This is a genomic window from Lelliottia wanjuensis, from assembly GCF_030238365.1.
In the GTDB taxonomy this organism is placed as follows: Bacteria; Pseudomonadota; Gammaproteobacteria; order Enterobacterales; family Enterobacteriaceae; genus Enterobacter; species Enterobacter wanjuensis.
On the sequence record NZ_JASSOT010000060.1, the window covers coordinates 49,477 to 61,582 of the forward strand.

The 12,106-nt window shown below is 56.7% G+C and carries 13 protein-coding genes; 7 read left to right on the plus strand and 6 right to left on the minus strand.

Annotated elements, in window-relative coordinates; all coding sequences use genetic code 11:
* The first annotated feature begins 141 nt into the window (after nt 1-141).
* On the plus strand, nt 142-1,458 hold the full coding sequence (locus QQF33_RS11540) for a cytosine deaminase (RefSeq protein ID WP_285157842.1): 1,317 nt from the start codon (nt 142-144) through the stop codon (nt 1,456-1,458).
* Nucleotides 1,459-1,462: 4 nt separating this feature from the next.
* Here QQF33_RS11540 and tsgA read toward each other — a convergent pair whose 3' ends face one another.
* Nucleotides 1,463-2,647 (minus strand): MFS transporter TsgA, encoded by a 1,185-nt coding sequence (tsgA, locus tag QQF33_RS11545; RefSeq protein ID WP_285157843.1) that lies wholly within the window; start codon nt 2,645-2,647, stop codon nt 1,463-1,465.
* A gap of 277 nt (nt 2,648-2,924) precedes the next feature.
* On the opposite strand from tsgA, the gene ppiA reads away from it, so the two are divergent.
* The 5 genes from ppiA to argD all read left to right on the plus strand — a co-directional run bounded on the left by ppiA (nt 2,925) and on the right by argD (nt 6,269).
* Nucleotides 2,925-3,497, plus strand: a complete 573-nt coding sequence (ppiA, locus tag QQF33_RS11550; RefSeq protein ID WP_095283699.1) for a peptidylprolyl isomerase A — start codon at nt 2,925-2,927, stop codon at nt 3,495-3,497.
* A 106-nt stretch (nt 3,498-3,603) separates the two neighbouring features.
* Nucleotides 3,604-3,771, plus strand: a complete 168-nt coding sequence (locus QQF33_RS11555) for a YhfG family protein (protein ID WP_095283698.1) — start codon at nt 3,604-3,606, stop codon at nt 3,769-3,771.
* On the plus strand, nt 3,761-4,363 hold the full coding sequence (locus QQF33_RS11560; protein WP_285154735.1) for a putative adenosine monophosphate-protein transferase Fic: 603 nt from the start codon (nt 3,761-3,763) through the stop codon (nt 4,361-4,363). Before QQF33_RS11555 ends, QQF33_RS11560 begins: the two co-directional genes overlap by 11 nt.
* A 32-nt stretch (nt 4,364-4,395) precedes the next feature.
* Nucleotides 4,396-4,959 carry an aminodeoxychorismate synthase component 2 gene (pabA, locus tag QQF33_RS11565; RefSeq protein ID WP_285157844.1) on the plus strand — a complete coding sequence of 188 codons (564 nt, stop codon included), beginning with the start codon at nt 4,396-4,398 and terminating at the stop codon, nt 4,957-4,959.
* 86 nt (nt 4,960-5,045) lie between these two features.
* Entirely contained in the window at nt 5,046-6,269 is a 1,224-nt protein-coding gene (gene argD / locus QQF33_RS11570) for a bifunctional acetylornithine/succinyldiaminopimelate transaminase (protein ID WP_285157845.1), read from the plus strand.
* 33 nt (nt 6,270-6,302) lie between these two features.
* On the opposite strand, the gene QQF33_RS11575 is transcribed toward argD, so the two are convergent.
* On the minus strand, nt 6,303-8,390 hold the full coding sequence (locus tag QQF33_RS11575) for a YccS/YhfK family putative transporter (protein ID WP_285157852.1): 2,088 nt from the start codon (nt 8,388-8,390) through the stop codon (nt 6,303-6,305).
* Nucleotides 8,391-8,448: 58 nt separating this feature from the next.
* Nucleotides 8,449-9,081: a cAMP-activated global transcriptional regulator CRP gene (gene crp, locus QQF33_RS11580; protein WP_000242758.1), complete on the minus strand. Its 633-nt coding sequence runs from the start codon at nt 9,079-9,081 to the stop codon at nt 8,449-8,451.
* Between the two features lie 306 nt (nt 9,082-9,387).
* On the opposite strand from crp, the gene QQF33_RS11585 reads away from it, so the two are divergent.
* On the plus strand, nt 9,388-9,792 hold the full coding sequence (locus QQF33_RS11585; RefSeq protein ID WP_202674966.1) for an OsmC family protein: 405 nt from the start codon (nt 9,388-9,390) through the stop codon (nt 9,790-9,792).
* A gap of 86 nt (nt 9,793-9,878) precedes the next feature.
* On the opposite strand, the gene QQF33_RS11590 is transcribed toward QQF33_RS11585, so the two are convergent.
* From QQF33_RS11590 to QQF33_RS11600, 3 genes are read right to left on the minus strand one after another with little or no spacing between them, the layout of a single operon-like run.
* The gene (locus QQF33_RS11590) at nt 9,879-10,748 is read right to left on the minus strand and encodes a phosphoribulokinase (RefSeq protein WP_282493500.1); all 870 of its coding nucleotides are present in this window, start codon (nt 10,746-10,748) and stop codon (nt 9,879-9,881) included.
* A gap of 30 nt (nt 10,749-10,778) precedes the next feature.
* Nucleotides 10,779-10,997, minus strand: coding sequence for a YheU family protein (locus QQF33_RS11595; RefSeq protein ID WP_095283693.1), 219 nt, complete (start codon nt 10,995-10,997; stop codon nt 10,779-10,781).
* A complete protein-coding gene (locus QQF33_RS11600) occupies nt 10,994-12,016 on the minus strand; it encodes a hydrolase (RefSeq protein ID WP_282493499.1) in 1,023 nt (340 codons plus the stop codon). The genes QQF33_RS11595 and QQF33_RS11600 overlap by 4 nt, the downstream gene beginning before the upstream one ends.
* Nucleotides 12,017-12,106: the final 90 nt, after the last annotated feature.

A 12,106-nucleotide genomic window follows, 5' to 3' on the forward strand; every position in this document is an offset into this window, starting at 1 on the left:
TATATCGCTGATTTGTCAGGATTTTTATAAGTCTCGGAAATAGCACGCTTTTCGCGAGCGTCTATTTTCTATACAAATTAGGGGCCTAATGATTAAGATGACGTACCCCTTAATTTCAGCCGCGTTTTTCGGGAGAAAGGTATGACGACAACACCGCTTTGGCTCGTTCAGAATGTTCGGTTACCGGGCCGGGAAGGGTTATGGCAGATCGGCATTGAGAATGGCCGTTTTGCTGAGATCACCCCGATGAGCGACGCGCACGACGAAAGCTACGAAGTGCTCAACGCCCGCGGCGGGCTGGCGATCCCGCCGTTTATCGAGCCGCATATTCATCTCGATACGACCCAGACTGCGGGCGAACCGAGCTGGAACCAGTCCGGCACGCTGTTTGAAGGCATCGAGCGCTGGGCGGAGCGTAAGGCGCTGCTGAGTCACGAAGACGTGAAAGCCCGCGCGTGGAAGACGCTGAAATGGCAAATTGCCAACGGCATCCAGTTCGTGCGCACCCACGTGGATGTCTCCGACCCGACGCTCACCGCCCTGAAAGCGATGCTGGAGGTGAAACAGGAAGTCGCGCCCTGGGTGACGCTGCAAATCGTGGCCTTCCCGCAGGAGGGAATTCTCTCTTATCCCAACGGCGCGGCGCTGCTGGAAGAGGCATTAAAACTGGGCGCGGATGTGGTCGGGGCGATCCCGCACTTTGAATTCACCCGCGAGTATGGCGTCCAGTCCCTGCACATTGCTTTCGAGCTGGCGAAAAAATACGACCGTCCGCTGGATATTCACTGCGATGAGATCGACGACGAGCAGTCGCGCTTCGTTGAAACCGTCGCCACTCTGGCGTACGAGGCGGGCATCGGCCATCGCGTGACCGCCAGCCATACCACGGCGATGCACTCTTATAACGGGGCGTACACCTCGCGCCTGTTCCGCCTGCTGAAGATGTCCAACATCAACTTTGTCGCTAACCCGCTGGTGAATATTCATCTGCAGGGACGTTTTGACGACTATCCGAAGCGTCGGGGTATCACCCGCGTGAAGGAGCTGCAGGAGGCGGGCATCAACGTCTGCTTCGGTCACGATGACGTCTTTGACCCGTGGTATCCGCTGGGTACGGGCAATATGCTGCAGGTGTTGCACATGGGGCTGCACGTCTGTCAGATGATGGGCTATGGGCAGATCGACAGCGGTCTCAACCTGATCACCCACAACAGCGCCAGAACCTTTGGCCTGAAGGATTACGGGATCGAAACGGGCAATCCGGCGAACCTGATTATTTTGCCTGCGGAGAGTGGGTTTGAAGCGGTGCGCTGCCAGGTGCCGGTACGCTGGTCGATTCGTCAGGGAAGAGTCATTGCCACCACGCAGCTGGCGCAGACGTGGATCCAGACGGATAGCGGGGGAGAGGAAGTGAACTTTACCCGAAACAGCCCCTTTGCCGGTAGCAAAGGGGCGTAGAGACTTAGTGAGAAGCCGCTACCGTATTGTGCTGACGGTGGCGGGTCACAAAGCCCAGAATCAGACACATCACGAACACTACCGCGTACAGGCCGTTCGCCGTGTGCAGGGCCGCCAGCGGACCGCTGTGGGCGACGATCGGGCCGGTCACCACGAAGGTCAGCATGGTGCCGATGGTCCCGCAGGTCAGCACGAAGTTGACCAGCTTCGGCGAGGCCACTTTGGTTTGCAGGGAGCCGAGCGTAATGATCGAGGTGTAAATCGCGCTGGAGAAGAAGCCGAGGGTCAGGATGAACCATGGCATATGCTCCGGTGATCCGTTGATGAACAGATACATCAGCACGGTCGCCAGGCCTGCCAGCACGGTCAGGATGCGCTGCAGATCGAAGAAGCGCAGGATGAAGCTAAATGCCCACATGCCGAACATGTACGACATCCAGAAATCGCTCACCAGTTTGCCCGCGTCGTTCAGGCTCATGCCCAGACCTTTGGCGTATTCCGGCACCCAGGAAATAAAGCCCAGCTGGCCAAGGATGTAGCACAGAGCCGCAACGGAGAGGAACAGCACGCCGATGCCCCATTTCTCTTTCACCACCGGCTCGGCACTCTGCTCGGCTTTTTTGCCCAGCACCGGGAAGTCACAGCCGAAGGTCAGAATAAAGATCGCCACGTACACCAGGCCGATACAGGCATAAACCCAGTACCACTCGATGCTGCGCGCCAGTAGAACGGCGGCAACCATCGGGAAGATCATCCCCGCCATGCTGAAGAATGAGTCGGTGAACAGCAGACGCGCGCCGCGCTGGCGGCCTTCATACATATGGGTAATCAGGAAGGTCCCGATGGACATGGTGATCCCGCTGACCAGGCCGAGTACGAACATCGACGCCGAGAACAGGGCGATGCTGTGGCTGACCATCAGACCCGCCACGGCGGCGACCATCAGCACAAAGCCGAAACGCAGCTGCGTTTTCAGCGGCACGATTTCCATCAGCCAGGCGTTTAAGAAGATAGAGATCAGGATCCCGGCGTTCAGGAAGGTAAAGGTATTGCTCATGCTGGAAACCGGTAACTGGAAATAATCGGCAATATTGCCCATTACCATCCCGGTGACGATCACCAGTGCGCCGGTGAGGGCGTAGGAGAAGAAGCTGATCCATGTGAGCTTGATGCGATTGCTGTTAGTCATGTCTGCCTTATTTAGGTACGTAAAGCGCGTTGACCGCGCCGAGTGCGGGCAGATTTTAGTCATTAAAGTGATCTATTTAAATCTTTTCTGAAAATTATGATCCTCGTTGCAATTTTTCTTATGAGGTAAATCACCTTTTTACCCCCTGGATTCAACTGATTGGCCGGTTACAACTGTTTCAAATTCGTAAAATTAGGTAAAAGGCTGGCCTCCGTCCATACTGCTCTTTAGAATCAAGGCACTTGCCTTATTTACTGCGCTTTCTTAAGGAATTCTCATGCTCAAATCAACTCTGGCGGCTGTCGCAGCTGTGTTTGCACTTTCTGCTGTCTCTCCTGCTGTTCTGGCAGCGAAAGGTGATCCCCATGTTTTGCTGACAACCTCTGCCGGGAATATTGAGCTGGAACTGAACAGCCAGAAAGCTCCTGTTTCTGTGAAGAACTTCCTCGACTACGTGAACAGTGGTTTCTATAACAACACCACTTTCCACCGCGTGATCCCGGGCTTTATGCTCCAGGGCGGTGGCTTCAACGAGCAGATGCAGCAGAAACAGCCTAACGCGCCGATTAAAAACGAAGCCGACAACGGCCTGCGCAATACCCGTGGCACCATCTCTATGGCGCGCACCGCGGATAAAGACAGCGCGACCAGCCAGTTCTTCCTGAACGTGGCCGACAACGCCTTCCTCGATCACGGCCAGCGTGATTTTGGTTATGCGGTATTCGGTAAAGTTGTGAAAGGGATGGACGTGGCTGACAAGATCTCTCAGGTGCAGACCCATGACGTCGGTCCATACCAAAATGTTCCGACAAAACCGGTCGTTATCCTCTCCGCAAAAGTGCTGCCGTAAGTTTCTCCTCTGCGGGTCTCCTCGCCCGCATTGCTTGCTCCTCCCTGCGAAAGCGCAGTTTGCTGCTTATACTTGTGGCAAACGGACATATTCAGGGAGGCGTTAAGTGAAAAAACTCACCGATAAACAAAAGTCCCGTCTCTGGGAGCAACAGCGAAATGCCAATTTCCAGGCCAGCCGACGCCTCGAAGGGGTCGACAGCCCGTTAGTCACGCTCAGCGCGCAGGAAGCTGAAGTGCGTCTTGAGGAACTCAGGAGGCACTATGAGCGATAAAATTGGCGACGACCGCGACCCGTACCTCTATCCCGGCCTGAATGTGATGCGCAATGCGCTCAGTATCCGCCAGGCGGAGCGACTGGCGCAGGCCTCTTACGAACTGACGGCGCTACGTGCCGCCACGCTGCCTCTCGGCCCTCCGGCGCGCGGTTTGCCGCATCTCTGCGCCATTCATCGCCATCTCTATCAGGATATTTTCAGCTGGGCCGGGGCTATTCGTGAGGTCGATATCTACCAGGGCGACACCCGTTTTTGCCACTTTGCCTACATCGAAAAAGAGGGCAACGCCCTGATGCAGGACCTGGAAGAGGAAGGCTACCTGGTGGGTCTCGATCGTGAGGAGTTCATTGCCCGCCTCAGCCACTACTATTGTGAGATCAACGTCCTGCACCCGTTCCGGATTGGCAACGGCATCGCCCAGCGCGTCTTCTTCGAGCAACTGGCGATCCACGCGGGCTATCAGCTGAGCTGGCGAGGCATCGACCCGGACGAATGGGCAGCGGCTAACCAGAGCGGGGCGATGGGCGATTTGACCGCGCTCACCGCCATCTTTGCCAAAGTAGTGAGCGAAGCGCGGGAAACTGAGTAGAATAGGGCGGCTATTTTTGTCCCGGAGCCGCCATGATCCTGCTGATTGATAACTACGATTCCTTTACCTGGAACCTTTACCAGTACTTTTGTGAACTGGGGGCAGAGGTGATCGTCCGGCGCAACGACGACATTACGCTTGCTGATATCGACGCGCTGGCCCCGCAGAAAATCGTTATTTCACCGGGACCCTGCACGCCCGATGAGTCGGGCATTTCGCTTGATGTCATCCGCCACTACGCCGGAAAACTGCCGATCCTCGGCGTCTGTCTGGGGCATCAGGCTATCGCTCAGGTGTTCGGGGCGACCATCGTCCGTGCCGAACGGGTGATGCACGGCAAAACCTCGCCTGTCACGCACACCGGAACCGGCGTGTTTCGCGGACTGAATAATCCGCTGACGGTCACCCGCTATCACTCTCTGGTCATCGACCCGCCCACGCTTCCCGACTGTTTTGAAGTCACCGCCTGGAGCGACACCCAACAGATCATGGGCATTCGCCACCGCGAGTGGGATCTCGAAGGGGTGCAGTTCCACCCGGAGAGCATTCTGAGCGAGCAGGGTCACCAGCTTCTGGCCAATTTCCTCCATCGCTGAATTTTTATTGCCTTGCTGTGATTTTTTATGCATATTTTGTGATTATATTTTCACAATCAATGTGACATAAAACGGACGGGCATGACATGGCAACTGAACAACCTGCAATTACGCGCGCAACATTCGATGAAGTGATTCTGCCGATTTATGCACCGGCGGAGTTTATCCCGGTGAAAGGGAGAGGCAGTCGGGTTTGGGATCAACAGGGCAAAGAGTACGTTGATTTCGCGGGCGGGATTGCGGTGACGGCGCTGGGACACTGTCATCCGGTGCTGGTGGAAGCCCTGAAAACCCAGGGTAAAACCCTGTGGCACACCAGCAACGTGTTCACTAACGAACCGGCGCTCCGCCTGGGCCGTAAGATCATTGACGCCACCTTTGCCGAGCGCGTGCTGTTCATGAACTCCGGCACCGAAGCCAATGAAACGGCTTTCAAACTAGCGCGCTACTACGCCTCCACACGTCACAGTCCGTACAAAACCAAAATCATCGCCTTCCATAACGCCTTCCATGGTCGTTCGCTTTTCACCGTTTCCGTAGGCGGGCAGCCGAAGTATTCCGACGGTTTCGGCCCGAAACCAGCTGATATCATCCACGTGCCGTTTAACGATCTGCATGCAGTGAAAGCGGTGATGGACGATCACACCTGCGCGGTGGTGGTTGAGCCAATCCAGGGCGAGGGCGGCGTGATGGCCGCGACGCCGGAGTTCCTGAAAGGCCTGCGCGAGCTGTGCGACGAACATCAGGCGCTGCTGGTGTTTGATGAAGTGCAGAGCGGCATGGGGCGTACCGGCGATCTGTTCGCCTATATGCACTACGGCGTGACGCCGGATATTCTCACCAGTGCCAAAGCGCTCGGCGGCGGTTTCCCTGTCAGCGCAGTGTTGACCACGCAGGAGATCGCGTCGGCCTTCCACGTCGGTTCGCATGGTTCCACCTACGGCGGCAACCCGCTGGCGTGCGCTATCGCCGGGGCGGCGTTTGATATCATCAATACCCCTGAAGTACTGAACGGTGTGAGCGCGAAGCGCGAGCAGTTTGTGCAGCATCTTCAGCAGATCGACGCCCAGTATGATGTGTTCAGTGATATTCGCGGCATGGGGCTGTTGGTGGGTGCGGAGCTGAAACCGCAGTACAAAGGCCGCGCGCGTGATTTCCTCCACGCCGCCGCCCACGAAGGGGTGATGGTGCTTAATGCGGGGCCGGATGTGATGCGCTTTGCGCCGTCGCTGGTGGTGGAGAGCCAGGATATCGACGACGGCATGAACCGTTTTGCGAGTGCGGTGAAGAAGATCGTTCAGGTTTTGTAGGCCGGGTAAGGCGAAGCCGCCACCCGGCAAAACTCACGACTCTTTGCGCCGCAAAATCCGCGTCAACCAAATCCCGTGATGCGGACGCTGACGCCATGCCACCGACGAAATGGTGTGCATGGTGTTCAAATGCCCTAATACCCGCTGTAAATGCTGCTCGAGGGTGCTCATCGGCCCGTGGGTCAGCGTCTCTGGCGCTTCCAGAATGTTTGAATCCCCCGATTCTCCCGGCGCGTCATATTCCAGACGCTGCTGACAGCGCTGCAACGCAATTTCACACGACTGCAAATACCGCTGCGCCAGATCCGGCGTCAGCATCGTATGCTCGCGCGCCAGCGTGGTCATGGCGTTGATATGCTCGACGATAAACTGGCTGTGCGTCACCCACAGCTTCATATCCGCCAGATAGTGCGAGTTAAAGCCCGGCTCCTGCATCGCCTGGTTAAGGGAGTTAAACAGCGCGTTGTGCGCCTGGTTGACCTTCATGCGCTGATAGGCCAGCGGCGAGGCTTTGGGATCGTCGCTCAGTATCAAACGAATCGCCTGCTGATCGGCTTCGAGCGCGTCGTGGGCGTTCTGGCGTAATAAGCCGCTTTGCCACTGCGGCCACAGCCAGACCATGCCGCCGAAGGCGATCAGACAGCCAATCAGCGTATCCACCAGCCGCGCGACAATGTACTGCTCGCCGTTCAACGTCAGGAGCTGCAGGGTATATACCGCCGTCACCGTAAACCCGACCATCGCCCAGCCGTAGTTTTTACGGATGATCAGATAGCCCACCAGCGTTATCACCAGCATTCCCGCGAGGGTGTAGCCGTCGGGAACGTGGAAGTGCAGCGTCACCCCGGCAATCACTAACCCGGCAAAAGTCCCGAGCGCCCGGTGAAGAATGCGCACTCGCGTGGCGCCATAGCCGTTCTGGGTGACAAACAGCACGGTCATGAGGATCCAGTAGGGCTTCGGTAAGTGCAGGGCGACGCCCATCAGGCTCGCCACGCTTAGCATCACGCTGATGCGTGCGGCGTTGCGCAGGGCGGAGGATTTCAGCGACAGATAGCTTTTCAGCGCAGGCAGCAACGGCAGACGTTTTTGCTTATCGGCCATCAGGTCGCGGGAGTAGAGCGGACGCTGGGTGCGCAGCACGCGCGCGATGCGGCTAAAGTGCCATGCGCAGAACTGTCCGACCGGGTTATCCGGATGCTGGCGCGCGATTTTCTCCAGCGCTCCCAGCTGCTTATCCATGGTAAAGCGCGTCGGGTAGCGGTGATACAGAATATCGTCCGCCAGCACGCGCAGGCGAGTCGCGACCGTCTGGGCGTTCCAGCGGATCACCGCCTCGGCGTGGCTGCGCTCCACCAGCTTTTGCACCTCCTGCGGGTGATGCAGGCTGACGGAGATATGCTCCTGCAGATCCAGCCCGACCTGGAAGACGCGCAGCAGGCGTTTGTATTCATGATTTTTATTGGCCGCCAGCATGTGCAGTTGCTGATAACACTGGCTGATGAGATCGACCACTTTTTGCTGGCGCGACAGCAGCGGCGGCAGGGACTTTTCCGGGTCCGCGTGCTGCGTCAGCAGGGTATATTTGGCTTCGCAATATTCGGCGAGCTGGACGTAGAGCAGGCTCAGGGATTCGCGCAGCGGCTGCTCTCGCCACATCCAGAACCAGAACCAGTTAAACAGCCCGTACCACAGCGTGCCGGCGGCATAGATCAGCAGCGGCTCCCAGACGGGCATATTTCCGGCGAGACTCAGCGTGAAAATGGCGGCAATGAGCGATGCGGGCAGCAGGCGGGCGTGAAGCGCGCTGATCTCCGCCGTGACGCCCAGCGTCATCGCCAGCACGGTCAGAATGAGCGGCAGCGGGATATCGCGCGCCAGCAGCAGCTGCACGGCGAGGCTGCATCCGGCAAACAGGCAGCCGCCGATAATCAGACGTTTGAAAAAGCGTTTATGGGGAGTATCGAGACCGGCAATGTTGCAGCAGGCGGGGACGAGAGAAAACAGCAGCCCCTGTTGCAGATGACCGAGGATCAAACCAACGGCCACGGGAAGACATAACACCAGAGTTTGACGTAGTGCGTAGTTAACTTCCGGGTGATAAATCAGCCTGCGCCACATAGTCGTCAGAGACAAAAACGGCGTGACATCTTGCGATGGCACGCCGGATTTTGCGGAATTAACGGGTTCCGTAGACCACGATAGTTTTACCGTGAGCGGAGATCAGGTTTTGATCTTCCAGCATTTTCAGGATACGACCTACGGTTTCGCGAGAACAGCCCACGATCTGACCAATTTCCTGACGGGTAATTTTAATTTGCATACCGTCCGGGTGGGTCATGGCGTCAGGTTGTTTCGCCAGGTTCAGCAGCGTCTGCGCGATGCGACCGGTGACGTCCAGGAAGGCGAGGTTGCCCACTTTCTCGGAAGTGACCTGCAGGCGGCGAGCCATCTGCGAAGAAAGGCGCATCAGGATGTCCGGGTTCACCTGGATCAGCTGACGGAATTTCTTGTAGGAGATCTCAGCGACTTCACACGCGGTTTTCGCACGCACCCAGGCGCTACGTTCCTGGCCTTCTTCAAACAGGCCCAGTTCACCGATGAAATCGCCCTGGTTCAGATAAGAAAGGATCATCTCTTTCCCTTCTTCATCTTTGATCAGCACTGCCACCGAGCCTTTGACGATGTAATACAACGTTTCCGCTTTTTCACCCTGGTGAATCAGCGTGCTCTTCGATGGGTACTTATGAATGTGGCAATGAGACAAGAACCATTCGAGAGTCGGGTCTGTTTGCGGTTTGCCAAGCACCATGCGCTGTTATCCTCTGTTATAAGCTGTCTCAGAGTCAAAATCGCATCCTGACTCTGGGGTTGCAATCGAATTCTTACCCGTACCTGGGAAGTGGCTGTCGCACTGTTCGCAGCCAGTAAAGTTTGATGTCCTCTGCATACATGTGTAACGTCAATGTATTACTGTAGCATCGAGACTGTTTTAGCATAGCTTTAGCCGCGTGTCTCCTGGTGTCTCGCTTCAGCATGATGCAGGTCGCCTTCCGTTGCGAGAATTGTAACGCACGCGTAATCTGTTCATAAAAATGCAACTTCGGAGTTAATAAAAATGCAAGCGCGTGTGAAATGGGTTGAAGGTTTAACGTTCCTTGGCGAATCCGCTTCAGGGCACCAGATTTTGATGGACGGTAACTCCGGAGATAAAGCGCCAAGCCCGATGGAAGTGGTGCTGATGGCGGCTGGCGGCTGCAGCGCGATTGACGTGGTGTCGATTCTGCAAAAAGGCCGTCACGATGTGACCGACTGCGAAGTGAAGCTGACCTCAGAGCGTCGCGAAGAAGCGCCGCGTCTGTTTACGCATATCAATCTGCATTTTATCGTCACCGGAAAAGAGCTGAAAGATGCCGCTGTGTCCCGCGCGGTGGATCTGTCTGCGGAGAAGTACTGCTCTGTGGCGCTGATGCTGGAAAAAGCGGTGAAGATTACCCATTCGTATGAAGTGATTGACGCTTAAAACAAAGCCCGGTGGCGCTACGCTTACCGGGCCTACAAAAGCATGAACGTAGGCCGGATAAGCGCAGCGCCATCCGGCAACAAACCTCAGGCGATCTTCTTGCCTTCCATCAGCCGTTGCACCAGCGGCATCATGATCAACTCCATCGCCAGCCCCATCTTCCCGCCCGGCACCACCAGCGTATTGATATGAGAAATGAATGAGCCCTGCAGCATCGCCAGCAGCCACGGGTAATCAATGCCTTCCAGGTTACGGAAATGGATCACCACAAAGCTTTCATCTAGCGAAGGAATGGTTTTCGCCGCAAACGGGTTAGAGGTGTCGACTGTCGGAACGCGCTGGAAGTTGATGTGGGTGCGCGAGAACTGCGGCGTCAGGAAGTTGATGTAATCCTCCATCGAACGCACCACCGAATCCATCACCGCTTCGCGCGAATGGCCGCGCTCGCTCATGTCGCGGGTCAGCTTTTGAATCCACTCCAGATTGACAATCGGCACCACGCCGACCAGCAGATCCACGTGGCGCGCCACGTCATGCTGCGGCGTCACCACGCCGCCGTGCAATCCTTCGTAAAAAAGCACGTCAGTCGGCTCCGGCAGGGGCTGCCACGGAGTGAATGTGCCTGGCACCTGATTCCAGGGCACCGCTTCGTCGTAGGTGTGCAGGTATTTCCGCGACTGGCCTTTGCCCGTGTGGCCGTAGTCCTGAAAGGTTTGTTCCAGCAGGCCAAAGTCGTTGGCGTCTGGCCCGAAGTAGCTGATGTGCTTGCCTAAATCGCGGGCTTTGCGAATAGCCATGTCCATTTCAGGACGGGTGAAGCGATGAAAGCTATCGCCCTCCACCTCGGCCGCGCGCAGGTTGAGCTGCGCGAAGATCTTGCGAAAAGCGAGGCTGGTGGTGGTGGTTCCCGCACCACTCGAACCCGTGACGGCAATAACCGGATGTCTGGCGGACATAGCAACTCCCTGAATGGAAAGATGGAACAATCAACCGCGAAACTGATTGCGCGGCATGATGTTGACCGTTTCGTGCAGTTCAGACCACACCAGCAACACCTCGCCGCTTTGTAGCTGCCGTTTTACATCGGCGACCTTTTGTTCGAGCGAACGCTCATGTTCACCATAATCGGTGCCTTCGCGTAATACAAAGCTTTCAATCAGGCTATCCAGCGTTTCGGGAGCCAGATCCTGCCAGGGAATCATCATTTTACTCTCTCCAGAAAAGGGGTTAACCAGTCAGGGATGCGCGATTCCAGCCACATTTTCGGACGACGCAAGGTGCCGGTGATAAAGCCGACGTGGCCGCCGTGTTCCGTCAGTTGATACTGCACGTTCGCCGGCAGATGTTCCGGCGCGGGAATGGAGTGATGATCCATAAAGGGATCGTCCTTCGCATGGATGATCAGCGTCGGTTTGGTGATCTGGTTCAGCAGCGGCATGGCGCTACACTGACGATAGTAGTCGATCGCGTCGGCAAAGCCGTGGATCTTCGAGGTGATCATATCGTCAAACTCGCGCAGGCGACGCATTCGCTTCAGCTGTTGCAGGCTGATCGGCAGGGTATCCGGATAGGCCTTCAGCTTACGCGCGGCGTTGGCTTTGAGCAGGTTCAGCAGGTAGCGCTGATAGACCCGCGAAAAGCCCTTTTCCATATGATAGCTGCACTGCTCGAGCATAAAGGGGGCGGAGACGATCACCGCCGCATCCAGTGGAACCGTGTCGCTCTCTTTGGCCAGCAGGCAGGCGAGCATGTTTCCGCCGAGGGAATAGCCGACGGCGGCAGTCGGCACGCTGCCGTAGCTGTTCTTCAGCCAGTGTAAAAACCAGGTGCCATCTTCGGTTTCGCCGGAGTGATAAATACGCTCCCGGCGGTTCGGCTCGCCGCTACAGCCGCGAAAATGCATCACCACGCCGAGCCAGCCGCGTTCTTTCGCCGCGTGGATCAGGCCGTGGGCATAGGGGCTGTGCAGGCTCCCTTCCAGACCATGAAATACCACCAGGCGCGGTTTGTGCCTGGCCTGCTCGGGATCTTCGCTCCAGGCTAAATCCACGAAATCACCGTCCGGCAGGTCAAGGCGCTGCCAGTGCGGCGTAAACTGCAGTTTTCGACGCAAGATCCTCGGCAGCATGGTCTGCAGGTGCGGGTTTGCCACACCCCGCATGGGCACGAAGTCTGCGCTCTCAGCGCCAGCGATCTCGAAATCTGATGGAATAATTTGGGTCATAACGATGCGATATTAATTCTTGTCAGTCATTACTATACCTTCCGAATTGTACCCTGTTTATAAAAACGAGGGGCGTTTACCTCCGATTCA

Bases quoted from the DNA above. Each gene is read 5' to 3' on its own strand.
- pabA (WP_285157844.1), top strand. From the start codon at position 4,396: ATGATCCTGCTGATTGATAACTACGATTCCTTTACCTGGAACCTTTAC.
- QQF33_RS11560 (WP_285154735.1), top strand. From the start codon at position 3,761: ATGAGCGATAAAATTGGCGACGACCGCGACCCGTACCTCTATCCCGGC.
- ppiA (WP_095283699.1), top strand. From the start codon at position 2,925: ATGCTCAAATCAACTCTGGCGGCTGTCGCAGCTGTGTTTGCACTTTCT.
- QQF33_RS11540 (WP_285157842.1), top strand. From the start codon at position 142: ATGACGACAACACCGCTTTGGCTCGTTCAGAATGTTCGGTTACCGGGC.
- QQF33_RS11590 (WP_282493500.1), bottom strand. From the start codon at position 10,748: ATGTCCGCCAGACATCCGGTTATTGCCGTCACGGGTTCGAGTGGTGCG.
- argD (WP_285157845.1), top strand. From the start codon at position 5,046: ATGGCAACTGAACAACCTGCAATTACGCGCGCAACATTCGATGAAGTG.
- QQF33_RS11600 (WP_282493499.1), bottom strand. From the start codon at position 12,016: ATGACCCAAATTATTCCATCAGATTTCGAGATCGCTGGCGCTGAGAGC.
- tsgA (WP_285157843.1), bottom strand. From the start codon at position 2,647: ATGACTAACAGCAATCGCATCAAGCTCACATGGATCAGCTTCTTCTCC.
- QQF33_RS11575 (WP_285157852.1), bottom strand. From the start codon at position 8,390: ATGTGGCGCAGGCTGATTTATCACCCGGAAGTTAACTACGCACTACGT.
- QQF33_RS11585 (WP_202674966.1), top strand. From the start codon at position 9,388: ATGCAAGCGCGTGTGAAATGGGTTGAAGGTTTAACGTTCCTTGGCGAA.
- crp (WP_000242758.1), bottom strand. From the start codon at position 9,081: ATGGTGCTTGGCAAACCGCAAACAGACCCGACTCTCGAATGGTTCTTG.
- QQF33_RS11595 (WP_095283693.1), bottom strand. From the start codon at position 10,997: ATGATGATTCCCTGGCAGGATCTGGCTCCCGAAACGCTGGATAGCCTG.